The organism is Ruminiclostridium herbifermentans (assembly GCF_005473905.2).
GTDB classification, from domain to species: Bacteria; Bacillota; Clostridia; order Acetivibrionales; family DSM-1351; genus Ruminiclostridium; species Ruminiclostridium herbifermentans.
Genome location: NZ_CP061336.1, coordinates 3,667,224 through 3,693,256, shown reverse-complemented (window position 1 = coordinate 3,693,256; position 26,033 = coordinate 3,667,224). Strand labels below are relative to the sequence as shown.

Annotated in this window: 18 protein-coding genes; 15 read left to right on the top strand and 3 right to left on the bottom strand. The window is 35.2% G+C overall.

The window, feature by feature from the left end:
- The first annotated feature begins 139 nt into the window (after positions 1-139).
- The 3 genes from EHE19_RS14730 to EHE19_RS14720 all read left to right on the top strand — a co-directional run bounded on the left by EHE19_RS14730 (position 140) and on the right by EHE19_RS14720 (position 7,979).
- The gene (locus EHE19_RS14730; protein WP_137696867.1) at positions 140-2,443 is read left to right on the top strand and encodes a pectate lyase family protein; all 2,304 of its coding nucleotides are present in this window, start codon (positions 140-142) and stop codon (positions 2,441-2,443) included.
- A gap of 382 nt (positions 2,444-2,825) precedes the next feature.
- On the top strand, positions 2,826-4,535 hold the full coding sequence (locus tag EHE19_RS14725) for an ABC transporter substrate-binding protein (RefSeq protein ID WP_137696866.1): 1,710 nt from the start codon (positions 2,826-2,828) through the stop codon (positions 4,533-4,535).
- A gap of 927 nt (positions 4,536-5,462) precedes the next feature.
- Positions 5,463-7,979 (top strand): glycoside hydrolase family 9 protein, encoded by a 2,517-nt coding sequence (locus tag EHE19_RS14720; RefSeq protein WP_244648252.1) that lies wholly within the window; start codon positions 5,463-5,465, stop codon positions 7,977-7,979.
- A gap of 293 nt (positions 7,980-8,272) precedes the next feature.
- Here EHE19_RS14720 and dinB read toward each other — a convergent pair whose 3' ends face one another.
- Positions 8,273-9,493 (bottom strand): DNA polymerase IV, encoded by a 1,221-nt coding sequence (dinB, locus tag EHE19_RS14715; RefSeq protein WP_137696865.1) that lies wholly within the window; start codon positions 9,491-9,493, stop codon positions 8,273-8,275.
- 437 nt (positions 9,494-9,930) lie between these two features.
- Here dinB and EHE19_RS19995 point away from each other — a divergent pair, with 437 nt between their 5' ends.
- The 12 genes from EHE19_RS19995 (at position 9,931) to EHE19_RS14665 (ending at position 21,103) form a co-directional block, all read left to right on the top strand.
- On the top strand, positions 9,931-10,065 hold the full coding sequence (locus EHE19_RS19995; protein ID WP_280513951.1) for a hypothetical protein: 135 nt from the start codon (positions 9,931-9,933) through the stop codon (positions 10,063-10,065).
- A gap of 41 nt (positions 10,066-10,106) precedes the next feature.
- Positions 10,107-10,730: a GyrI-like domain-containing protein gene (locus EHE19_RS14710; RefSeq protein WP_137696864.1), complete on the top strand. Its 624-nt coding sequence runs from the start codon at positions 10,107-10,109 to the stop codon at positions 10,728-10,730.
- A gap of 32 nt (positions 10,731-10,762) precedes the next feature.
- Positions 10,763-11,113: a DUF2200 domain-containing protein gene (locus EHE19_RS14705; RefSeq protein WP_137696863.1), complete on the top strand. Its 351-nt coding sequence runs from the start codon at positions 10,763-10,765 to the stop codon at positions 11,111-11,113.
- A 178-nt stretch (positions 11,114-11,291) separates the two neighbouring features.
- Complete coding sequence (locus EHE19_RS14700) at positions 11,292-13,847, top strand: PEP/pyruvate-binding domain-containing protein (RefSeq protein ID WP_171003529.1); 2,556 nt, start codon at positions 11,292-11,294, stop codon at positions 13,845-13,847.
- A gap of 8 nt (positions 13,848-13,855) precedes the next feature.
- A complete protein-coding gene (locus EHE19_RS14695) occupies positions 13,856-14,047 on the top strand; it encodes an alpha/beta fold hydrolase (protein WP_244648251.1) in 192 nt (63 codons plus the stop codon).
- Positions 13,983-14,348 (top strand): hypothetical protein, encoded by a 366-nt coding sequence (locus tag EHE19_RS19825; RefSeq protein ID WP_137697033.1) that lies wholly within the window; start codon positions 13,983-13,985, stop codon positions 14,346-14,348. The genes EHE19_RS14695 and EHE19_RS19825 overlap by 65 nt, the downstream gene beginning before the upstream one ends.
- A gap of 131 nt (positions 14,349-14,479) precedes the next feature.
- Entirely contained in the window at positions 14,480-15,886 is a 1,407-nt protein-coding gene (gene pabB / locus EHE19_RS14690) for an aminodeoxychorismate synthase component I (protein ID WP_137696862.1), read from the top strand.
- A 29-nt stretch (positions 15,887-15,915) separates the two neighbouring features.
- Complete coding sequence (locus tag EHE19_RS14685) at positions 15,916-16,533, top strand: anthranilate synthase component II (RefSeq protein ID WP_137696861.1); 618 nt, start codon at positions 15,916-15,918, stop codon at positions 16,531-16,533.
- On the top strand, positions 16,530-17,387 hold the full coding sequence (locus EHE19_RS14680) for an aminotransferase class IV (RefSeq protein ID WP_137696860.1): 858 nt from the start codon (positions 16,530-16,532) through the stop codon (positions 17,385-17,387). The genes EHE19_RS14685 and EHE19_RS14680 overlap by 4 nt, the downstream gene beginning before the upstream one ends.
- 371 nt (positions 17,388-17,758) lie before the next feature.
- On the top strand, positions 17,759-19,312 hold the full coding sequence (locus tag EHE19_RS14675; protein WP_137696859.1) for a UDP-glucose--hexose-1-phosphate uridylyltransferase: 1,554 nt from the start codon (positions 17,759-17,761) through the stop codon (positions 19,310-19,312).
- Between the two features lie 10 nt (positions 19,313-19,322).
- Entirely contained in the window at positions 19,323-20,519 is a 1,197-nt protein-coding gene (locus EHE19_RS14670) for a galactokinase (protein ID WP_137696858.1), read from the top strand.
- 251 nt (positions 20,520-20,770) lie between these two features.
- Positions 20,771-21,103, top strand: a complete 333-nt coding sequence (locus EHE19_RS14665; protein ID WP_137696857.1) for a hypothetical protein — start codon at positions 20,771-20,773, stop codon at positions 21,101-21,103.
- A 161-nt stretch (positions 21,104-21,264) separates the two neighbouring features.
- On the opposite strand, the gene EHE19_RS14660 is transcribed toward EHE19_RS14665, so the two are convergent.
- A complete protein-coding gene (locus EHE19_RS14660) occupies positions 21,265-23,877 on the bottom strand; it encodes an RICIN domain-containing protein (RefSeq protein ID WP_137696856.1) in 2,613 nt (870 codons plus the stop codon).
- 38 nt (positions 23,878-23,915) lie between these two features.
- On the bottom strand, positions 23,916-26,030 hold the full coding sequence (locus tag EHE19_RS14655) for an HzsA-related protein (RefSeq protein WP_137696855.1): 2,115 nt from the start codon (positions 26,028-26,030) through the stop codon (positions 23,916-23,918).
- Between the last annotated feature and the right edge of the window lie 3 nt (positions 26,031-26,033).

Below are 26,033 nucleotides of genomic sequence, written 5' to 3'. Positions count from 1 at the left end.
TAATATACCAAAAGGAGGATGATTAAAAAACATTTGTATTATTCAAAGATATCCTTAAAAATGCAGTTATGAAGGTATTATAACATTTTTAGGATATTAAATTTGAATAGACAAAAATTTTTTTTGGAGGAGGATGAAAATGTTCAAAAGATTTAAAGCTATCATTTTAGCTGGCTTAGTGCTAGCACAGTCAGTTGTTGGCTTTAGCGGTGGTGCTGATGTTAAAGCTGCAACTGGCAGTGAACTTTTTGGACTAGTGGGTTTTGCAACACTAAATGGTGGTACTACAGGAGGAACAGGGGGTAAGGTAGTAACATCTAAAAACCTAACAGACATAAATAATCTGTTAAACCAAAGAAAAAAGGATAAAGATACTTCTCCGCTTATTATAAAAATAAACGGGAAGATTTCTGGAACAGAAGCAATTGCAGTAAAGGAAGTTTCAAACATCACCATTACTGGTGTTGGAACTAGCGGTGAATTAGATGGTGTGGGAATTAACATTGTAAAATCCAATAACATAATCGTTCAGAACCTGAAAATACATAATTGCTTAGCTCCTATGGATTGTATAGGAATTGAGAACAGCAAAAATATATGGATTGACCATTGCGAACTTTACAATATGCTTGGTGATTGCAATGGTGACGGGGTAGTAGACACAAAAGGTGATATTGCTGGAGGAGACGTTGACTGGTACGATGGCTTGCTTGATTGCAAGAAGGATAGTGCATATATTACAGTGTCGTGGAACTACTTTCATGACTCTTTCAAATGCAGTTTAGTGGGAAGTTCAGACAGTGACAACTACGACAGAAAAATGACGTATCACCATAACATATTTAAAAACATTAAAGAACGAACCCCAAGTTATAGATTTGGTACAGGACACATCTTTAATAATTACTTTGGCGATGTTTTGAATAGTGCAGTAAATTCCAGAATGGGAGCACAGCTGCTTATTGAGGGGAACTATTTTGAAAGAGTTGGTTCTGGAAGCATAAATTCAGAATCAGGACTTGCTGCAGGCCCTATAGGTGCATATAACAGCGATGTGAACGGCTTATGGAATGTAAGGAACAATGTGTTTGATAATTGTAAGGGCAATCAACCCACAACTTCAAATTGCAGCTTTACCCCATCATATTCCTACTCAAATGTTTTATCAAGTGTAAATGATGTAAAGTCAATAGTAGCAAGATATGCGGGTATAGGAAGACTTGATGGCTCCAATAACAGTGTTATTGATCTTGGAATAAGTAATATTGGCGATGAAGACCCCGGTGAAAATCCAGATAATCCAGGTCAAAACCCAGAAAACCCAGGACAAAACCCAGGAGGCAAAATAGTATATGGAGATACCAACGGTGATGGTTTTGTTGATGCAATAGACTATGCAAACTATAAGAAGTATCTGTTAGGACAAATAAGCTACATAGATATAGAGGTTTACGATCTAGACGGTGATAAAGCAGTAACTGCCCTTGATTATGCCATTTTTAAAAAATATTTGCTTGGACTAATATCAGTTTTTCCTGTTGATAATAGTACAACGCCAGGTGATGATAATCCACCAGAAGATGGTAACATTACAATAGAACCAAATGGTCCAATCACCTTACAACAGGCTATTGATAGTATTAAGCCTGGAAAAACTATTTATTTAAAGGGTGGTACTTATTATTTTTCCAAAACTGTAATTATTGCAGAAGGAAATAACGGCAGTGCAGGAAGTACTAAAAATATCGCTGCTCTAGGCAATGAAAAGCCTGTATTGGATTTCTCATCTATGGCATTTAATTCATCAAATAGAGGGGTAGTACTAGCAGGGAACTATTGGAATATTAAAGGTATAAAAATTCAAAAGGCCGGTGACAATGGTATGCTGCTGGCAGGTCACAACAATACCATTGACAGCTGTGAATTCTATGCAAATAAGGATACAGGTCTTCAGCTGTCTAGATATAATTCAGCATATAATTCTATAAGCCAGTGGCCAAGCAATAACACTATTATCAACTGCTACTCTCACAACAACTATGACCCTGACGATGGCGAAGATGCAGACGGATTTGCAGCTAAGCTTACATGTGGCAGCGGCAATAAATTTATAGGCTGTGTATCAAAGTATAATATTGATGACGGTTGGGACCTATACACAAAGGATGATACAGGACCAATTGGCTCAGTATACTTAGAAAACTGTGAAGCAAGCTACAATGGAAGAACTGAAGAAGGTATATCTACCACTGATAGCGATGGAAATGGATTTAAGCTTGGAGGCTCAAAAATAAGCGTAGACCACACACTAATAAATTGCAAAGCCTTTAACAACAAAAAGCATGGCTTCACATGGAATAGCAATCCCGGAAAGCTTACATTAATAGGGTGTCAAGCCAGCGGCAATGGTGGAAATAACTTTGAAAAGGTAACAAATAATTAGTTTAAATATTATTTATAGTGCGGGAGTAGTATTTAAGCAGTTTATTGCTGATATATTATTTCTTGTTTTAACAGTTCCTAGCACACTATGAACAATAGATGGTGAATGTGAAAAGCCGTTAAAGTATTAATAATCTCAAAAACTCGAAAGTGCATCTTGTAATTAACAACTGTACTTTCGGGTTTTTTTGTCGGTAAAGCATTAATAAGATTGATTATTGTTAGGTACTTACGTGATAAGTTGAATTGCTTTATTTTTAGGCTATAAAATATACATTCAACTTAATTTAAATTTAATACAATAAATGATAAAATAAAGTCGAGAAAAGTTAAAAGCCATAATAACGCAAATCACAGCGTAAGTGATAATAGGAGGGGCATTTGTGAAAAGAGTAGTAAGCATTGTATTGATAATAATAATGGCAATGGCTTCTAGTTTAGGATGTAGTTCAGAGAATGCAATAGAAAACAGTTTTTCCAATGAAGATGCAGCTGCGTCAATATCAAAAAATATGCCTGTAACTCCTATTAGTTTTTCTGTATATATTGGAGAAATAAGTCCTTTCACAGACACTTGGGACACTCCTGTTGCACAAAAAATTACTGAACTTACTGGAGTTTCTCTAAAAATTGAAAATGCCGTAGGCGATGCAAAACAGAGAATTTCTCTTATGGTAGCAAGTGGTGATTTACCCGATATAATATATGCAAATACATACTTGAATCTTTTGATGGATGTCAATGGAGTTGAGAAATTAGATGATCTTATTTATCAATATGGTTCTAATATTAAAAAGCTATATGGAGATGAATTAAAGAGGCTTAAATGGAGCAAAGAAAAACCTAATATTTATTGCTTGGGTGATGCCGGAGTGGGTGATGAAGATGGTGACCCTGTCAGTGGCTTCTGTTTGCAGCATGCAGTTGTAAAGGAAGCAGGTTATCCCCAAATAAAGACCCTTATGGATTTTGAGAATGCAATAAAGAACTATTATGCAAAGCACCCTACATTTAAGGGGAAAGATGGCAAAGAACGACCCACTATCCCCCTACTTCTTAATGGAAGTGACTGGGGCTATTTTATATCAATTAGCAATCCAGCTAACCTTGCCACAGGATATACCGACGACGAATGGGCAATTACGCTAAATCCAATTGAAGCTAAGCGTCATATTATAACAGAATCCAATAAGGAATATTTCAAATGGCTAAATGGAATGTGGAATCAAAATCTTATTGATAAGGAAAGCTTTACACAAGATGTAGAGCAGTATAAGGAAAAGCTTTCATCTGGTAGAGTACTGGGAATCATTGATGCTTCTTGGAATTACGAAGGAGAAGTTCATAAAGCTTTACGAAGTGCTGGTTTGGAAGATAGAATGTATGGCAGATATCCATGTACATTGAATGAAACAATTAAGTACCCTGAGTATCAGGACAAAGGATATATAGGCTTTGGTTCAGGAATGGCAATTACCTCGAAATGTAAGGACAAGATTAGAGCAATGCAGTTCCTAAATTGGATGGCAGGAGAAGAAGCTCAGATATTGACCAATTGGGGTATAGAAGGCGTTCATTGGAAATATGACAATAGCGGTAAGCGTGTATTTTTTCCAGAAGTATTAAAGCAAATGAATGAGGATGCTGAGTTTAGAAGGAAAACAGGCATTGGTTTATATGTATATCCATGGCCTAGGTATGGTACTGCTTATAGGGATTCTACAGGGAATCCGTTATCTGCAAATACAATTGAGGAACTTTCAAAGAACTATACTCAAACTGAAAGAGATGTACTTTCTGCATATGGAGTTAAATATTGGAAAGATTTATATCCTCAAAAGGGTGAGTTTCCAGTTAAGCCATATGGTGCTGCTTGGAAAATTGAAGGCAGCATGAGTAATGAGTGGATAGCTATAACTAATAGGGTGACGGAAATTAGCAAGAAATACTGTCCAAAGATTATTATAGCTAAGCCGGAAGAGTTTGATGATATGTGGATAGAATTCATTAAAGAAATGGAAGAGGCTGGTGTAAGAGAATTTGAGGAACAGTTTACAAAGGCTTTAAAAGATAGAATAGAGCTTTGGAAATAGATATATAGAGAACTAATTGCAGATAGGAGATTATTTATTTTTAATATTGACTCTCACAATATGATACACTTTATACTTCAAGTAAACTTCATATATGTGGGGTGTAATAAATGCTAATAATAGGTGAAATTTAAAGTTTGTCTAGGGTTAGTATGCGGTTCAGTTGGTGATGCATTTTAATGAATTAGAATTATTAGTGCTAAAAGCACTGATTGTTATATAAGACATCTCTACTTTTTATCATTTCTTATCATTTCTACTTTAAGGAAAATAATGTAATATTTTAAACAATTCTGTTATTTCATAATGTCGGATTTTTACCATATAAAGTACTTGGATTTTTACGGTATTCCTTAATAAGAGCTTGTGTTATTTTATTACTAGCATAGTATAATTTTGTGAAACTTAGTGAAATTAAGTAAATAATAATACTCAAATAGTCATAATAAAATTGAATTTGAAAATATAATAAGATTTGTGTTATTTCCAGTAAAGGCTGATGTAAAGTATAGACTGATTTTGCTTTGTAATGTCAGTGAACCGGCAGAAAACGCCAATATCAATAAGTTTTACGAAGCTAAGTTGAAGAGTTTTAAATTAAAGAGTTTTTTAATCAAAGAGTTTTAAGTTAAAGAGTTTTAAATGGAGCAAGCAGTGTCCCCAATATTTATTGCTTGGGGGATTTTGGAGTTGGAGATATGATGGTAATCCTATCAGTGGATTCTTTTTACAGCATACTGTTGCAGCGGAGGGGAGAATCCCAAAATCAAGACCCTTATATATTTGGAAATGCTATAAGAACTATTATGCAAGCATCCTGCATTTAAGGGAAATGATAGAAAAGAACCACCCAAAATCCCTTCTTTAATGAAAACGACTGGGGTTTTACATATTAATTTAAAAATTTATAAAAAGGGAGGAAGAATTATGGCCAAAAATATTAGAAAGCAAAGGCTGTTAGCGCTTGCTGTATGTATTGCAGTACTTTGTACATCTTTAATTTTACCCCAAAAGGAGGTTAATGCAAGTGCTCCAGCTGGATGGAGAAATCTTCAGGACTTTTATGTATTTAAAGATAAGGTGAGTGGCTGGTCAGGGAGCGGAGCAGGTGAATTGGAAACTGAAAACGGTAATTTGCCAGTAGATACACAAGTTACATATGAAAATTTGCCTTCTTTGAGACTTAATCTTCAAACAGAACTTACTTCCTATTGGATGGCTGTAATATTGACATTAGCAGAATGGAACTGTCATGATGTATCACAATATGTTCCTAATGGATACTTAGAGTTTAATGTAAAAGGTAAAGTTGGAGGAGAAAAGTTTGTAATTGGTGCGGTAGATCATGTGAGTGAGCGAGCATCAGGTGTTGAGAAAACAATAACTAGACCAATTACAGATTACTGCACAGTAACAAAAGAGTGGCAGCATGTAAAAATTCCTTTAAAGGATATTTTAGACCCAGCTCTTGGTATGGACCCTTACAATGCAAAAGCCATTGTTCTGGATAAAGTAACTCTTGATCCTTTCTGTGTTTGGATCAATCAGTTGAAAATTACTTCTCCTGACAAAGAAAAAGCATATCCTGCCATTAAATTAAATCAAGTAGGATTTCTAGAAGATTATGAGAAATATGCTTATGTTTCAGGCTTTGAAGATGAGTTTACAGCTACTGTTGGAACCCAATTTCAAGTAAGAAGAGTCTCTGACAACTCTGTTGCATATAGTGGACAATTATCTCTTGTTAAAGACTATGACCCAGATTCAGGAGAAAGAGTTTTAAAGGCAGTATTTACAGATTTAAAACAGCCAGGTGAGTACTATATAACTGTTAATGCAGAGGGTATAGATAAGTCTGTTAAGTTTAAGATAGGAAATGATGTCTTTAAATCACTATTGAAAGATGCTGCAAGATATTTTTATTATCAGCGTTCAGGAACAGACCTTTTAGAACAGTATTGTCCTGATTATCCAAGAAAGGATAGGACACCGCAGGATGTTGCTGCTATATTTGATTCAAATTCTTCAAAGACAAGAGATGTATCAAAGGGATGGTTTGATGCTGGCGATTTAGGAAAATATGTGAGCACTGGTTCTGGTACATTAATAAATCTATTTTGGTCTTATGAGATGTTCCCAGAGGTATATACTGATAATCAGTTTAATATTCCTGAAAGCGGAAACGGCATTCCTGATATATTAGATGAATCAAGATGGGAATTAGAATGGATTTTAAAAATGCAAGATGCTGCAAGCGGTGGTTTCTACGCAAGAGTTCAGTCCGACGATGACGGCAATATAACACAAAGAATTATAAAGGATAAAGAGGGCTCTGCCACAAATATTAGGCCCACAGAAGATACTGCGTGTGCAGCTGCTGCCTTAGCTCATGCTTCCATCGTATATGAAAAATATGATTCAGCATTTGCTCTGACTTGTTTAAATGCTGCAAAGAGCGCATGGACATATCTTGAGCAGAACCCTAATAATATAAAGTCTCCAAACGGGCCATATAATACTGATAACGATTTAAGCAGCAGGCTTTTGGCTGCAGCATCCTTGTATAGGGCTACTGGTGAGGCAAAATATAATAATTACTTTCTCGCAAATTATACAAAAGGTAAGGATACTTATGAGAATATTTACGGAGATTGGGTTGGAAACTGGAATTTTGCATTCTTTTCATATATGAAAGCTGAGAACCGCAATAATAACGCTGTAAAATGGTTTAATGATGAGTTTAATATATGGTTAAACAACAAAATTCAACGATACCAAGACAGTGCATGGGGTAATGCATTAACAAACAGTAATTATTACTGGGGCAGTAACAACCAGATAATGGGTATGTGTATGGAAGCAGTAATTGGTTCTAAACAGCTTGGAACTAATAATGATACTATAAACAATATGGCACTCTCTTCTATAAATTGGATATTAGGAGCAAATCCATTGAGAAAGAGTTTTGTATCAGGATATGGCGAGGATTGCATTAAAACTATATTTGCAACATTTAATAATGATGGGAAAAGTGGAATAGCGAAAGGCTTTATGCCATTAGGTCCAAACAGATATCAAGGTGTTGGCCTTTCAAACTTCCCTGCTAAATGTTATTTGGATAGTGCCGATGAATGGACAACAAATGAGCACGCAATTGGTTCTGCTTCTACTCTTGTGTTTATGAGCGCATTTGCAAACAGTGATCTATTAGGCGGCGGCAACAGTTCCTCAAAGATGGGGGATTTAAATGCAGACGGTAATATAGATGCCCTTGATTTCGTTTTACTTAAACAGTATCTGCTGGGCACTGTTACAGACTTCCCTGCAAGTGATGACACGTACGTAGCTGATTTGAATGGTGATGGAAGCATTAATGCAATAGATTTTGCACTGATGAAGCAATATCTATTAGGTGTAATTGATAAATTTCCGGCACAAAAGTAAGCATTATTTAGAACAAATTTGAATTATATTTTAGATTGAAAACATAAAACAGTGAAAAAATAACACATATATAATTCACTGTATATAAGTTAAAGTATTTAGATGACATAGAGTTAACCAAAAGCATAATCAAAAGCGCATAATAAAAAAAGAGGCTTAGCTACAGTACAATGTTGACAGCGAAGCCTCTTTTGTCTAACGAAGGAGTTCACTTCATTCTACGTGTGGTCATGACTAAGCATTAAGTATGTTTTAGTTCAAAGTTAAAACTTTTATAAGATAATGCAGCGCAGCTATTTATCATTATTTGGAGTATTCTTCTGTATAAGTGCTGCACGGCATATTTTATCGATTCCATGCTTTGTTCTAATTTTATCGATAGTTCTGTCCATTCGCTCAAGCTTATCATCAAATATAGAATCGTGATTTATACAATCTTCATTAAGATCAAAAAGTGATAATTGACCTGTAGCACAATCGGCATCAAATCCCGAAATACTTACACCAATTAGTCTGATAGGACGGAATCTGTTCCAATTTTGTTCAAGTAAATTGCATGCGGCTTGGTAAATAGCATTGGTAACACAGGTTGGTGGTATAGTAGTTTGTCTGGTAACCACCTTAAAGTCAGAATATTTTATAGTTATATGCACAGTGCGGGCATTTTTTCCGTACTTTCTTGCTGTCATACCAATATCTTCAGTGAGTTCTAATAGAACAAGCTTAGCGCTTTCAAGGTCAGTAATATCATTAGGAAGTGTTGTTGACCTCCCAATTGATTTCATATCTCCAGAAATATGGGGCTCTAATGGAGAGGTGTCATGACCATTTGCATGTAAATAAATCTCATCTCCATATTTTCCAAGGGCTTTTACCAGCCTATTTCTATCATATTTTGCAAGTTCACCAATAGTTTGTATTCCCAATTGATTAAGTCTATCAGCAGTTTTCTTGCCTATTCCATACATTGCTTTTACAGGGAGAGGCCAAAGCTTTATTTGTATATCATTTTTCCAGAGTTCAGTGATACCAAGAGGCTTTTTTAATTCTGAGGCCATTTTAGATAAGAATTTGTTTTCAGAGATTCCAATTGAGCACCAAAGCCCAAGCTTATCTTTGATTTCATTCATAATCCTTTTTGCAGACTCTAGAGGAGTACCAAATAAGCATTCTGTACCAGTCATATCTAGCCATGCTTCATCAATACTATTTTGTTCGATGGTAGGAGAATAATTTGATAGAATATCCATAACCTGATTTGATTTTAATTCATAAAAAGCATGGTCAGGTGGTACTATATTCATTTTAGGGCAAAGCTTTAAAGCTTCATGAAGAACCATAGCGGTTTTAACTCCAAAAGCTCTAGCCTCGTAGTTTGCTGCTAGAATGATTCCTGAACGGTTTTTTGGATCGCCAGCAACAGCAGATGGTTTTCCAACAAGAGAAGGATTTCTTGTCATTTCACAACTTATATAGAAAGCATTCATATCAACAAGAAATATTACATTTTGCATAAAAACCTCTTCTTAAAAATTTCAAATAACATGCCCTAAAGATATAAAAACCATTATATAAAATCAAAATAATAGTCTATAGCTAATTTTAATAAAAACAGATAGAATAATCAACAGCAAAGTACGGTACTTAATATTCAATAGCTGTCCTATTCTTTTTTATTAATTTCTGAATTAACTCTTCAAGAAAAATAAAGAAGACTATTCACGATATCTTATAAATAAGCATCTAATGAGTTAACAGTAGCTTTAAATTGTATGCAATGATAAAATGTTAGTAAAAAATTAACAATTTTGATGGAATTATCAGCTTTGAATTAGTGCCGAATTCCAGTTGAATATCGGTTATGCATTGACCATGAATTGACCAAATGTAAAGAAGGCGAAAACCATGGCTTTGATTTGGTTTATTCGTCAAAACATGGTGATTATCTGGGGTGTTACTCAACAGAAAGAAAAAGGGAATATCACACGGCGATATGATTGACTTGATGAGAGAAAATATCAATGGTTTTGATGTTTGTGAATTTTATGTGGATATTGTCAAAGGATTGATATTAAAAGGATTGTAGACTGTGTCAGTAGTGTTTCTAGATGAAGGAGGATAAATACAATGGACAAATTAGATTATAAAAAGGTATTTAAAGAATTTTATATTCCACAAAATAAGCCCTCTGTTATAGATATGCCTTCAATTAAATTTTCTATTATTGACGGTGAAGGTGACCCAAATGGAGAAGAATTTGCACTTGCTACAGCTGCGCTTTATAGCTTTAGCTATACTGTCAAGATGTCTTATAAAAGCAAGGAGATTCCAGAGGGCTATTATGATTATACTGTATTTCCTCTTGAGGGAGTGTGGGACTTGGTGGATAAAAACAAACCAATAACTGATAAAAGCAACTATGCTTATTCTATTATGATTCGTCAGCCAGATTTTTTAACAAATGAATTATTTGAGAAGTTCATAACCATAACAAAAAAGAAGAAGCCGAATGTTTATCTTGATAAAATAAAATATGACACTATAACCGAGGGCCTATGCTGTCAGATGCTCCATTTGGGAAGCTATGATAATGAGCCTGCAAGCTTTGAAATTATGAGGCAATTTTGTAATGATAACGGATATGAGAGGATTTCTCTCAAGCATCGTGAAATATACCTTTCAGATCCTCGTAAGACAGAAGCCAGTAAATTAAAAACGGTATTGCGGTTTAAAATAAAGAAAATGAAATAAATGATATATATAAAATATTTGGAGGAAGTGCAATGACAAAACACAAAATCTATACAATGAGTTTTGCAAAAGTATATCCACTTTATGTTTCAAAGGCAGAGAAAAAAGGACGCACTAAATTAGAGGTTGATGAAATTATTCGTTGGCTGACTGGATATACTCAAGATGAGTTGGAGGAACAATTAAGAAAGGAAACAGATTTAGAAACCTTCATTAAAGAAGCACCACTTATAAACCCATCAAGAGCTTTAATAAAGGGAGTGGTTTGCGGTGTCAGGGTAGAGGAAATAAAAGAGCCGATAATGCAGGAAATTAGATATTTAGATAAACTGATTGATGAATTGGCAAAAGGTAAATCCATGGACAAAATACTTCGAAGCTGAACTTTAATAAAAAAATATATAGGTTTGATAATAATATTTTGGTAATATTAATTATAATAGAGAATTAATTAAAACGATGCAAATGTCATTCATATATATGCCCCTGATATTATAGGGGATTTTATTATAGGTATAGCTGAACAATTAAATACAGAATCAGATAGAAATGGGGTGTGCTATGAATATAAGTCTAAACGACAAGGTAAGTACAGGCATAACAGGCTTTGACCAGGTGATTGACAACCTGCGGCTTGGAGATAATGTAGTTTGGCAGGTAGATTCAGTTTCGGATTATAAGAAAATGGTTGATTTTTTTGTTACAAAGGCGGCGCAAGACCATATGAGACTTGTTTATATCCGCTTTGGCAGCCATGAGCAAATCCTTGAGGAAAGCCAAGGTGTTATTGTTTATCGTATTGATGCCAATAAAGGGTTTGAAAGCTTTGCAACAGAAATATATAAACTGATAAAAAAAGAGGGCAAAAAGGTTTTGTATGTTTTTGATTGCTTGACTGATTTGCTTAAATACTGGCATTCAGATTTGATGATTGGTAATTTTTTTAAGGCCACCTGTCCATATTTGTATGAACTAGATACGGTAGCGTATTTTGCTATCATTCGAAACTACCATACTTATGGAACTATAGCAAACATACGAGAAACCACTCAGCTTCTCCTTGACTTATATCAGGTAAATAATAAAACATATATCCATCCTCTCAAAGTATGGCAGCGTTATTCTCCTACCATGTTTTTTCCTCATTTGATTCAAGGTCAGGAGGCAATCTGTATAACGGCCAGTTCTGACGCATCTGAACTGTTTACAAACATTCGCCGTGGTGAAAATCGGTTAGATTATTGGAATGTTATTTTTAACAGAGCTCAGAAAGTGCTGAATTTTTCACTTAAGCGACAGGAAGAAACCAAGAAACGCTTAATGTATATGCTGATAGGCAATGATTCCAGAATGTTTGATTTGTGCGACAAATATATGACTTTAAAAGACATTCTCATGATAGCATCTAGAGAAGTGGGGACTGGCTTCATTGGAGGAAAGAGTGTCGGTATGCTATTGGCTAGAAAAATTATAGAGATTGAGGGAGAAGGTCGTTTTACACCATTATTAGAACCTCACGATTCTTTTTATATTGGGTCTGATGTTTTTTACACATATATTGTACAAAATGGTTGGTGGAGGCTTCGTGCAAAGCAAAAGACAGAGGAAGGATATTATAAGTATGCGCCTGAACTTAGGGAAAAGCTTTTGAACGGAAAGTTTCCAAAGGACATTCAGGAACAGTTTATTCAGATGCTTGAATATTTCGGTCAATCTCCAATTATTATACGTTCTAGTTCATTGCTTGAAGATAATTTTGGAAATGCCTTTGCAGGGAAGTATGAAAGTATTTTCTGTGTTAATCAGGGGACACCAGAGGATAGGTATAAGGCTTTTGAACAGGCTATACGTACTGTTTATGCAAGTACAATGAATGAGGATGCACTTAACTACAGAATGAACAGAGGACTTTTTGATCGGGATGAACAAATGGCAATATTGGTTCAACGTGTTTCAGGGGAACAGTATGGAGAATACTTTTTCCCGCATATTGCAGGAGTGGGGAATTCTTCTAATCTTTATGTTTGGGATGAAAGCATTGATATGAATGCGGGGATGCTTAGGTTGGTATTTGGCCTTGGTACAAGGGCTGTTGATAGGACTGATGGCGATTATGTAAGGGTTGTATGCTTGGATAATCCCATGCGGATTCCACCAATGAATTATGAAGACCAGAATAAATTTTCTCAGCATCGAGTAGATACCTTGTCTTTTTCGGATAATGATTTGGTAATTAGGGACTTGAAGGATATTCAGACTCTCGATTTAAAGGCAGATAAGAAACTCTTTATGAGCCCTGATTATGTAACAGCTGCTCGAATGCGTGAACTGGGATATACTGATAGGAAGATTCCGGATATTCTGGATTTCAAAAAAATGTTCATAGAAACGGATATTATGACCGTAATGAGAGAAATGTTGGCATTATTGTCAAAAGCATATGATTATCCTGTTGATATTGAATTTACAGCAAATTTTAAAAAAGATAATAGTTATAAAATAAATATATTGCAATGTAGACCGCTGCAAACTAAGGGATTAGGCAGTACTGTAAAAATACCTGAACTAACTAATGTAAAGGATTGCTTTTTCTTCACTAAAGGTAATTTTATGGGGGGAAGTGTTCGGCTATCCATTGATTATGTTGTATTTATTCAAGCTAATGCATATCTGGAACTGAGCGAGCAGGACAAATATGCTGTAGCCAGACAGATTGGACTGATAAACAAAGAAATAAAAGGTAAAAATGTCTTGCTTGTAGGGCCGGGCAGATGGGGAAGTACAACACCGTCGTTAGGTATACCAGTACATTATGCTGAATTGTGTAATATGACGGTTATTTGTGAGTATTCATCGGAAAAAGCAGGATTTATGCCAGAGTTATCCTATGGTAGTCATTTCTTTTTAGATGTTGTTGAGGCGGGGATTTTTTATGTGGCAATTTTTGATGGACATAAGGATGTAATATTTAATCCTGACCATATTCTTAAGGAGGAAAATTTGGTAACCTCTATACTACCCCAAGGTAATCAATTCTCAGATGTAATTCATATTGCTAAAACCACAGGTATGGAGATATATTCTGATATTGTATCACAAAAGCTGCTATGCAAATAGAGGGATTGTTGCATAATAAGAAATATATGGCGGCAGATATAGTCGGACTAATGGATGCCCTTGGATTCGATAGTGTACATCTTGTTGGTGCATCAATGGGTGGAATGATTTCTCAAACAGTTGCTATAGAATATCCTGAAAGGGTTAGGTCACAAAGAATTAGAAGAAACTCTGAAAATTGTAGCTTCAACTATCGATAGCTGTGAGAAGGCACAACATAAATTTGTAGAGCATACTCCACAGTATACTCTGCTTAAAAATAGAATAAAAGCACTATATATATCTAAAGCACTTATTAATAATGAAAATGTAATTGACAGATACACAAAAGATGAAATAATGGAAGCATTACCGCCTATATCTTCAATTATTAGCAAATGTGAAAAAGCGCAGCAAAAATTTGCTGAGGGTACATCTCATCATACTCGTTTAAATAAAATGATAAAAGCTATGTATATTTCAAAATCTTTTATAGTAGAGGAAATTAATAAAAGAGTCTAAATTCTCATTTTATTGCCTTTGTTGTCTGTAGTGCTAGGTGGATTTTGCCTTGAATCTGTGATAATCTATTGATACTATGGAAAAACATATTTAACTGATTAAGATTAGTAAAAAAAATGGGAGTTGCATTAATGGATAAAGTATATGATGTTTATATAGAAGAAATTAATACTAATCTAGATTCCTTTCAAATTTACAAACAGTTTCATGAAGAGAAATTCAGTTTCTTTCTAGATAGTGCTATGGACGCTGAAAGGCTGGGAAAGTATTCATTTATAGGGTTTGAACCATTTCTTACAATAGAGAATAAGGCTGATGTGACAGTTGTTAATGAAAATGGTAATGAGAAGTGTTTTGCAGACAATCCCTTTGATGTTTTTAAAAAATGTTTATCTCAATACAAAATAAAAAATAATACTAGCTTTCCTTTTGTAGGAGGAGCAGTGGGATTTTTTTCATATGACTTATGCCATAATATAGAGAAGCTGCCAAAGACAGCGGTTGATGACCTGCAATTACCAGATCTAATTATGGGCTTTTACGATGGAATAGTAATTATTGAACATACAACAGGCAAGGTATATGCTGCTTCAGCGGGGCTTCCAGAGGGAAGTGCAGCGGCTGCCAGGTTAAAGCTTGAGAAAATTAAAAGCATAATAGAAAGAAATACTATAAAGGATTTGTCTTATCTAGATATTCCTTTTGAAAAGAACACACCAAAGCTAGTAGCAAACTTTACTCAAGAACAGTACTTTGATTCAATTGAAAAAGCAAAGAAATATATAGAATGTGGTGACATTTATCAGATGAACATGACACAACGCTTTACCACACAGATAAATAGGCACCCCATAAATATATATGAGAAATTGCGAACAATAAATCCGGCACCCTTTGCATCTTATTTCAATTATGACAATTTTATAATTGTTTCTAGTTCTCCAGAAAGATTTCTTCAAATACGAAATAGGAAGGTTGAAACACGTCCAATTAAGGGTACAATTCCTAGAGGGAAAAATAATGAAGAGGATAAATTAAATAAAGAGAAGCTGTATAATAGTGTGAAGGATAGAGCAGAAAATTTGATGATTGTAGACTTAATGAGAAATGACCTAGGTCGCGTGTGCGAATTTGGCAGTGTTGAAGTGCCTGAATTGTTCTGTGTGGAGCAATATTCTACAGTTTTTCATCTAGTATCTACTGTCATTGGTATTTTGAAAGAAGATAAGGATGCTGTTGACTGCATAAAAGCCACTTTTCCAGGAGGTTCAATTACGGGAGCACCAAAAATCAGAGCCATGGAGATTATAGATGAACTAGAGCCTACCTGCAGGCATCTATATACAGGCTCTATTGGATATATTGGCTTCGATGGTGATATGGATATTAATATAGTCATTCGTACCATTTTAATTAAAAAAGATATAGCCTATTACCAAGTAGGAGGCGGAATTGTATGGGATTCGGAGGCTGAAAAAGAATATCATGAAACTTTGGATAAGGGAAAAGCTTTAAAAGAGGTATTATTAAATATTTAAAATAGGAAACTTAAGTGGATGGAGGATAAATGCTTTTAATAATAGATAACTATGATTCTTTTACATATAATTTGTATCAATACATAGGAGAAGTTTATCCGGATATTGTGGTTAAGAGAAATGATGAAATTACTATACAGGATATATACGAAATGAAGCCTATGTATATAGTGATTTCGCCAGGGCCGGGATATCCAGAAGCTGCAGGGATATCTGTGGAGGTCATTAAGCAATTTAGCGGCAAAATTCCTATTCTTGGGATATGCTTAGGGCATCAGGCTATTTGTATTGCTATGGGTGGCATTGTTGGTTCAGCAGATGCTATTGTACATGGTAAACAGTCTAGAATTTATAATGATGGAGAAGGAATTTTCAAATACCTGCCAAAAAGCTTTAACGTGGTCAGGTATCATTCACTCTGCGCGAAGTGGGAGAACTTTCCTAAATGTTTAGAAGTACAGGCAGTCACAGAGGATAACACAATTATGGCATTCAGACATAGGAAGCATCATACCTATGGTTTGCAATTTCACCCAGAATCCATACTTTCAGAATATGGTAAGGAATTATTGATGAACTTTTTAGACATTTCTTACCCACATTATGAGAAACTCAATTGTTCTTATAGAGAAAGGGTGAAAGTATGATAAGTGGTTTTATTTCAATTAATGGACAAATTAAAGATGACAGTGTTCCAGTTTTAACTGCTTGCGACACTTCTTTTTTGTATGGTTTTGGAGTATTTGAAACCTTACGCATATATAATGGTGTTCCTTTTATGCTGAAAGAGCATGTGGAACGTATGAAAAATGCTGCTTCTAAGTTAAAAATACCCTTTGAGCATAATTATCTAAAAATAAGGGCTTATGTACAGGAGTTAATTGACCATGCACAATTGAAAGAATGTGTTATTAGGGTTACACTGTCAAAGGTATCTGAGGATAGTTCAAATATTATTATTACATATAGAAAATTAAATTACGAACAGAGCAGCTACAATAAGGGCTTTATGCTGAAATGCTCCTCTGTGAAGAGAAATCCCACAACACCATTAGTTTATCTGAAGACAAATAATTATATGGAAAATATAATAGAAAAAAATCTAGCTATGTCAGAAGGCTTTAATGAAGCTTTATTTCTTAATATTTATAATCATGTAAGTGAATGCAGTACTAGCAATATTTTTTTTGTACAAGACGGAAAATTGTGTACTCCTGATGTAGAATGCGGGCTGCTTGACGGTATAGCTAGAGGAATGATTTTATGTAAATTGGCAACAGAAATTGGATTGGAAATAGAAGTAGGTAAATATTCTTTAGAAAATTTGTGTAGTGCTGATGAGGTATTTATTTCTAACTCAGTAATGCAGATAATGCCTGTTGTAAAAATTGACAGCACAAAAATAGGTGATGGAATTCCAGGTTCTATAACAAAAAGCCTTATGGCGGCTTACGATACTTATGTTGATGAATTTGTAAGAGAGGCAAAACTCAAATTTTAACTATTGTACTCAGCCCCAATAATATGTTTAAATACAACGATATTTAGCTAAGAGGTTTAGATACCGATAGATTTTGAGGCTGAAAAGTTGGTTTATTAAGTAAGTACATATATTGATTGTGAGTAGGTAAATTTTGATAAACACAAGGAATATTATAGGGCTTTATTTCAAATATATTGAAATAAAGCGTTAATGTGGTATTATTTTAATGAAATGGATTGTCTTACGGTGTAATTAGTGTATTGTCCTAATTGTAAATATATGATTATTGTGGTAATGAGCTGATTAGTTCTTTGCAGAAAACAATAGAATATAAAATATAATTGAAGAAAAAATTGAAAGATATATTGAAAATAGAAGGGTGGAATACAATGATTAATCCCGCATATGAGATTGAAAGATTACTGCAGTTTGGAATAAAGCATGGTATGCTGGATAAGCTTGACGCTATTATTGCAAGAAATCAGCTTTTGGATTTGATGAAAATAAAAGAGCCATATAATGGTGATATAGCTGAGGAGGAACTAGAATACCCTACTGAGATATTAAATTCACTTGTAGAATATGCAGGGAATGAAGGCTTTTTTGATAAGGAAATATATGCTTATCGTGAACTGTTTGACACTAAAATAATGGGCCTTATAATGCCGCGAGAAAGCGAAATAGTAAAAAAATTCTATGAGTTGGCTGAAAAACACTCTATAAAGGCCGCAACAGACTATTTTTATGAACTTTGTACAGCATCAAATTACATAAGGACTGCTCAAAATGCCAAAAATATTAAATGGACAACTAATACGAAATATGGATGCATTGAAATTACTATAAATCTCACAAAGCCCGAAAAGGATCCGAAAACAATTGAGATGGAGAAGCTGCAGCCTCAAAGTAATTACCCAAAATGTATGCTTTGCATTGATAACATTGGGTATTCAGGCAGAGTAAATTTTCCTGCAAGGCAGACACATAGAATAATTCCCATTACATTATGCGGAGAACAATGGTATTTTCAATATTCACCATATGTTTATTATGAAGAACATTGCATTATACTGTCTGAAGAACATGTACCAATGGTTATTTCAAAAAATACTTTTAGACAGCTTTTGGATTTTGTAAGGCAGTTTCCTCATTATATGTGCGGTTCAAATGCTGATTTGCCAATTGTGGGAGGCTCAATACTCAGCCATAATCACTTTCAGGGCGGAAATTACATATTTCCAATGCATAAAGCAGCTATTTTAAAAAATTATCAATGTAATAAATACAATAAAATCAATGTAGCTATTGTCAAGTGGCCATTATCGGTTATTCGTGCTATAAGTGACGATATCTCAGAATTAACTGAATTTTCAGATTATGTTTTAAACATATGGAAAGAATACAGCGATGAAAGTGTTGATATACTTGCATATTCTAAGTCTGAGAATGGAAATATTCCTCACAATACTATAACTCCTATTTGCAGAAGGAATGAAGATGGAAAATACGAGATGGACTTAGTCCTTAGAAATAACAGGACTACTGATGAATATCCTGATGGAATTTTCCATCCTCATAAGGAAATTCATCACATAAAGAAAGAAAACATTGGCTTAATTGAGGTTATGGGATTGGCTATACTGCCAGGCAGACTTAAAACTGAACTTGAACAAATAAAACAAATACTTTGCGGCAAAGCAGTTGATGTGGATATTTATCAAGAGGGGCATGCGTTATATAAGCATAAGGACTGGATAGAAGAACTGCTATCAAAATATGGAAACGCATTAGACGATTCAAGTGCCGATGAAATCATCAGGCTGGAAGTAGGAAGAAAGTTTGAAACCTGCTTAGAGCATACAGGGGTATTTAAGCAGTCTGAAGAGGGGCTAAAGGCATTTGATAAATTTATGAAAGCCATTGACTGTGAGAATATAAATTGAGGGGGCTATTATGAATAAAAATTATGATGATCTAAAGAAGAAGTTTTGTCAGATATATGGGGGCAGTGAAGAAAATTTAAGGATATTTTCAGGCCCCGGAAGAGTAAATCTCATCGGGGAGCATATAGATTATTGTGGAGGACTTGTGCTTCCAGCAGCATTAAGTCTTGATTCTACTGTGATAGCAAGAGTAAATGATGATAACACCCTCAGACTGGCAGCAACAGATTTATCTGACAGAGTGGAGGTTAAATTAGATAATCTAGAAGCTGCTAGGGGGCTTAAGTGGGGAAATTATCAAGCAGGTGTAGCATACATGCTTCAACAGGCAGGCTATGAGCTGGTTGGAGTTGACATGCTTTTTCACGATACTGTTCCTTTAGGTTCAGGACTATCGTCTTCCGCAGCAATAGAACTAGCTGCAGCAGTAACATTAGTTACCTTAGCTAATGAAGCACATGGAATAACAAAACCAATAGATATGGTAGAAATGGCTGTACTAGGGCAAAAAACTGAGAATGAATTCTGTGGAGTAAGCTGTGGTATTATGGATCAGTTTGCGTCTGCAATGGGTAAAAAAGACCATGCTATATTGCTGAATTGTGGAACCCTGCAGTACGAATATTTACCATTAAAGCTTGACGGCTATAAAATAGTTCTTGGCAATACAAAGAAAAAACGTTCTTTGGGTGAATCAAAATATAATGAGAGAGTACAGGAATGTGCAGAAGGCTTAAGAATACTTAAGCAGTATTTGCCAGACAAAAATAATTTATGTGATATCACAATTTCTGAATTTGAGAAGTACAAGTCAAAGATTGAGAATGAAGTAATAAGAAAAAGAGTCACTCATGTTATTAGCGAAAATGACAGAGTTTTAAAAGCTGCTGAGGCTTTAAAGAAAAATGATTTGGTAAAGCTGGGCAGACTTTTAATAGAGGCAAATGCTTCAATTAGAGATTTGTACGAAGTTACAGGAAAGGAACTAGATACAATGACTTCTGAAGCTATGAAGGTTGACGGAGTTATAGGTGCTAGAATGACTGGAGCTGGTTTTGGAGGATGTACAGTGAATATTGTTCCTGAAGATAAGGTTGATTTGTTTATAGAACAGGTAGGCAAGAATTACAAAGAGAAAACAGGTATAATTCCTGAATTTTATATTAGTGAGATAAGTGACGGAGCTAGGGAGATTAAGATTAAGTAGTTATTGGAGGTGCTGAGTCCATGTCATTTCTGTCAGGGAAATGTAAATTTCCTTGTGGTTCTTGTGTAGAACGTGGGACATGGACATAATTATGGAGAAGTTTTATAAAGTTGATTCAAATTCAGAAGTGAATTTTCATAATAATGTAACCAAGTAGATGTAACGCAAGTTATCTTTTCTAAAATTTATGTATTAAAATGACTATGGCATTTAGTAGTATATATTATATTTATATTTGTGAGGGAATGAGAATGGGAAGGATTTTATTTTATATACCATTTATTCTTTTTGGTATGTTTTATGGATTTGCAGCTTTTAGTAATATTGGACCGATTTCATATATCGCTGTAGTTTGGTTGGTCTTATTCTTTATGAGTGGCTTTTTACTAAGCAAGAATTTTTATTGGGGAGGTTTATTGGGAATATTACCAGCTATTAATTTGATTTATATGGGGACGCGAGATACAGGGCAAATAATTAATGAAATGCCAATAGGAATTGTTGTGTTAATTTATTATGTTATTTGTGGAATTGTTTCTTTTATAAATAATAGAAAATCGAAAAACAATATAAATAAAGCATAAAGAATTGGTTTTATTATAATTTTATATTTGGAAGTAGAAATAATAACACAGCCGGCTAAATCGTTTTAGCCGGCTGTGTTAAATAGGTACAATAACTGTATTATAAGAAAAGCTGTATTAAAAACTAGTGATTCAAAACTTATGTAATAAAATCTAATGTACTAAAAACTTGGTTTGACTCCAAGTATAACTTGTTTCATTATAGCAAAGTCAATTGCATCGACTTCTCCATTACTATCAACATCGGCTGCTATTTTCTGTTTATCAGTCAAGGTAGCTTCTCCCATCAAGTACATTTTGAGTAATGCAAAGTCAAGTGCGTTGAATTCGCCATCTTCATTTACATCACCTTTTATTACTGATTGAACAGGGTTACTATCTATCTGAAGCATGTATGCTTCTAACTGAGAGAGTTGCTCTTCAGTAAGATGTGAGGTTTTTCCATGCTTATCGCCAACATTCCTTGTTGTTAGCACTTCACGGAGTGTTGCAGCTGAACCGTCATGTAAATATGGGGCTGTCCTCCACATTTCCTTAAGTGTAGGTGTATAATACAATCCGTCAGGATCAAGAATATCCTTAGTACCTACATCATGGGCCTTTAAATCAGTATAGAACGGACCTGAATGACAGCTTGCACATTTTGTTTCGCTGCTTTCAAAAATGGCTTTTCCGGCAATGGCATCAGCTGTCATTGTGCCATCCTCATTTGAATAAGGATCAGGTTCTGCTGACAGACTTTGAACATATGCGGTAACAGCATCAAGTTCCTGTTGGGTTGGTTCTTTAAATTTTATAAATCTAAAGCCAGCCTTTATACCAACATGGGCATCATCTCTTACTCCACGCCACATAGCAGGAGGTGTGTCAAATACATTCAACATTGATTTTGTATTTTTAGTATTACCTATACCATCATTTGGCATATCCCAATTCAGACCGTCAGCTCTGCCTTCAGGATGGCAGGAAGCACAACTAAGCCATTTTTGTGTAGTAGTAGAGCCATCATAGAATATGCGTTCACCAGTTCTAACTAGGGTTTCTTCTGGTTGAATACCAAGTTTTGCTGTACTTTTTAATGTATTTGTAGCTGTATCAATAAAATATACTTCTCCTGCAAAATATGCGCCTACTGCTACAGTTTTTCCATCAGGAGATAATGAAATACCTCTAGGTCCTTGGCCAGGCAGTTCTATTTTATCAAGCAAACCTGCTCCCCATAATGCTCCGAGATCATATTTTAAATCGCTTCTTTTAGCTGGATTAGCTTTGATTGCTAACCATATATCTGAATATGGTTTTTCAAAACCTGCTTTTGAACGGAACAATAGAGAATAATTGCTTGAACCAGATGCACCAACTTTTGATATTGTCCATTGCTGGCTATAGCTTGTACTGCTGCTGTTTGTTACTAAACCAGCATTGTTAGCAACTGAACCACCACTTACGTCCAAATATTTCTGGCTGGATTTTACTTGAAGCTTGTAGTAACCGTTTTCAAGGTCAATTAATTTCCATTTTTGATTGTTAGAAGAAGTAACATCCCATTGAACTAAAGCTGAATTATCATTTGTAGCACCTGCATTGTCCAATGCTTTGTTTGTTGCTCTATTAATAATGGTATAATATCCGTCAGAATCAACTACGAACCTAAATTGTTGGTTGTTATTGCCTACATTATCCCATTGAATCAATTGTATGTTGTTTGCAGTATTACCGTTTGGTACGTCAACTGCTTTTCCGCTATTTCTGTTAACTATCTTGTAATATGTATTTGGGTTGAATCCTGAGCCGCTATCACCGTCCAAATTTCCTTGTAAAAGCTGATGTAAACCATATAAATCAACCTTCAGCACCTGATGTGTTCCTGACACGCTAACCCACATGGTTTTACTGTCATCAGAAATTGTAAGTCCCCATGGATCTGCTGCTCCTTCCATCATTCTATCCAATAAAAATGTAGTATATATATTCTTATTGGAAATATCTATAATAGTAACAGCATTTGTCAATGTCCATCCTTTTGTTATTTGAGTGGTAGGAAGAGAAGTTTTTCCAAATGTGTGAAGAACATACGCCCACTTGCCGTCAGGAGAACACTTTACACCTCTTACATTTGATGAACCCTGTGGAAGTACAATATTTGCAGCCACACTGTAGGTACTCATGTCAACAAATGAAACTGATGCAGCATATTTTGGTTCGAATGCATTTCCTGAAGGCAATGCATGGCCAATAATTGCATATTTTCCATCAACTGTACCGTCCAATAAGTATGGATAATCATTTACTGTAACATTCTTTTCAATTTTGCCAGAGGATAAATCAACAACAGATACTTTTTTGAGGCCATAATCAGAAACCACAAGCTTGCCGTCTACTATTGCAACTCCAAGAGGTTTTGAACCTGTTTCAAATCTTCTTGTAACCTGCCCTGATACTGGATTAACCTCGGCAACAGTTCCTGCTCCGTACTCACAAACATATATTGCTTCATTTCCATCCCATGCAAGAGCTTTTGGCTGTCCATCCAATTGTATTATCTTTTTTACTTTGCCGTCTGATGAATTCAGTATTTCCACCTGTGCTTTTGTTGTATCTGAAACCGCAATCATACTGCCATCAGGAGAATATGCAGTATCAAATGGTGAAAAATATGTATTGTCAGCCGAATAGCCTATATTACTTTCTGGAAACAGGAAGCTTCCTATAGTAATAGCTATTGCTATGCAAAGTATCATGGGAATTAATTTTCTATTTGTATACCTATTCATTTTTTACACTCCCATCTATTAATATTTTGCCAATTAAATTATTCCAGAGATGGCTCGACCTGCTCACCCCTTAACTGGGCATCTATATTCTTATAGTCTCCAAAGAAAGGCGCAATTCCGGAATCTAACCAAATTATAAATGAATGAAGTTCATCTTGTGTTAGATTACCATGGCCTGTCTTCAGCTTTTGATATAGTTTTGATGCTCTGGAACCAAACTTTCCTGGCTCAGTTCTTGGGTATACACGATCCCAGTTAGCACCCGGATACATTTCATCAAATAGTGCAACATATGGTTTTAAGTTCTTGTAGGAACTAAACCATTTTGTTTGGGAATCTATATTTCCTTGTCTAAGGTCGGGAACCCTCGAGCCATTATGACAGGAGATACACTTTTTATCTAATATAGGCTGGATAAGCCTTGGGAAACTCATTGGTCTTGCACCCTGTGAAGGATCAGGTGTAATTTTTGATGGTTCCCTTCTTAATGCAAGAGGTACGCTTTCAGGATTAGGTGCTGCCTTACGGGCAGGTTCATGACAACCCTGACATAATAAGCGTGTTTGCCCTGGAACGAGATATGTATCTGACCTCATTGTCTGAACAGCAGTTCCATCCTGATCTACAGCTTGGAAGAAAACAGGCTTACCGGCTGGCAAATAGAATGATGCACTTCCATCTTCTTCAACTGGTACGCTGCCTAAAAGTCCTCGAGTATTTCTACCAGCCCATAGACTTTCAGTTCCTTCATAGCTTACTATAGGATCGTTTGCTAATACTGTAGTTTTTGGATATACCTGCCATATACGAAGTTCTTTAATCTTTGTTCCGGAAGGGAAAGGTAATAGAGTATCATAAATATTCATTATAGATACAACTCCGTCCGGAGCTTGTCCTGTAGGTTTAGTGGTACCTGGAATAATATTTGGTACAGGACGTGGCTTTAATGGTACAGGACTGTAGCAAGATCTATTTGGATCGCTATATAGTAAGGACTTATTTCCTTTTGTATCAATTGCATATATACCATAGCGTTTGTTAGCACCATTGGTATTTGCGTTTGGATCATATACACATAAGAAATATTCTTCGCTTAATGGGTATGGAGTTCCATATTTTTGATCTGTTGTTGCAGCAACTTCTGTTTCTGGGTATTTACAATCTGGGGTGATTTTTGTAATTGTAGAAAGGTTGTCATCATCCTCAACATCTGGATCAATAATAATTAGTGGTCCATAATTTTGAGCGTGATGTGGTGCAGCTGTTGCAACGTACTTATTTGAATTTGGTATTGCACGCAATGAGTTCTGCATCATTGGTACATTTTTCCACCATTCAGCGCCTGAGTTTGGATAATTTAACGTGATAGATCTTGCATCAAGGCCATCTGGAGTAGTTATCCAAGCAGAATGTGGATGAGTGGCACCTCTGTCTACATAGTCCCAACGAGTATAAGCAACCATACCGTTATTATCAACACAAGGACTCCATTCATTTGTTTCATGGAAACTTATACATCTTATATCACTACCGTCAGCATTCATTGTATGAAGGTTAAAGGTAGGCACTTTACGCTGATGGCAGCGACCATATCCTCCTCTTCTTTCTGAAATGAAAACAATTCTTCCATCTGGAAGCCAACGAGGATCAAAATCATTTACACTTCCGTCAGTCAGCTGTGTAAGATCTGTTCCATCCACATTCACCTTGAAAATATGGTAGGTAGTATTTTCATTCCAAACACCGTATGAATTCTGTGCATCAGTATAGGCGAATACAATCTGTTTTGCATCGTAACTTAAATCAAAGGAATAAACGTTTCCCCCTGAAAGCTTTTTCCCCGCGTAACGTCCGTTTTTACAGACAGAATTTTGCAAAACATTTGTTACAGTAGGTCTGCCTGAAAATGCATCATTTAGTATGTACAAGCCACCCCCTTTTACCCCTAAAAATCCAAAGTTTCCGTCAATCATATGGTTTTCATAACCTGAATATGGCTGATGAGTGGTAAATATGATTTTATCAAAGTCAAACTCTGGCTTTGTAAAATCAATACTACCTGACAATACAGCAGACATCTGTGTTGCCATGAAAATTGCTGTTAGTACTAAAACAACAATAATCTTTTGAGATAGTTTTGAAACCTTTGTCATTTT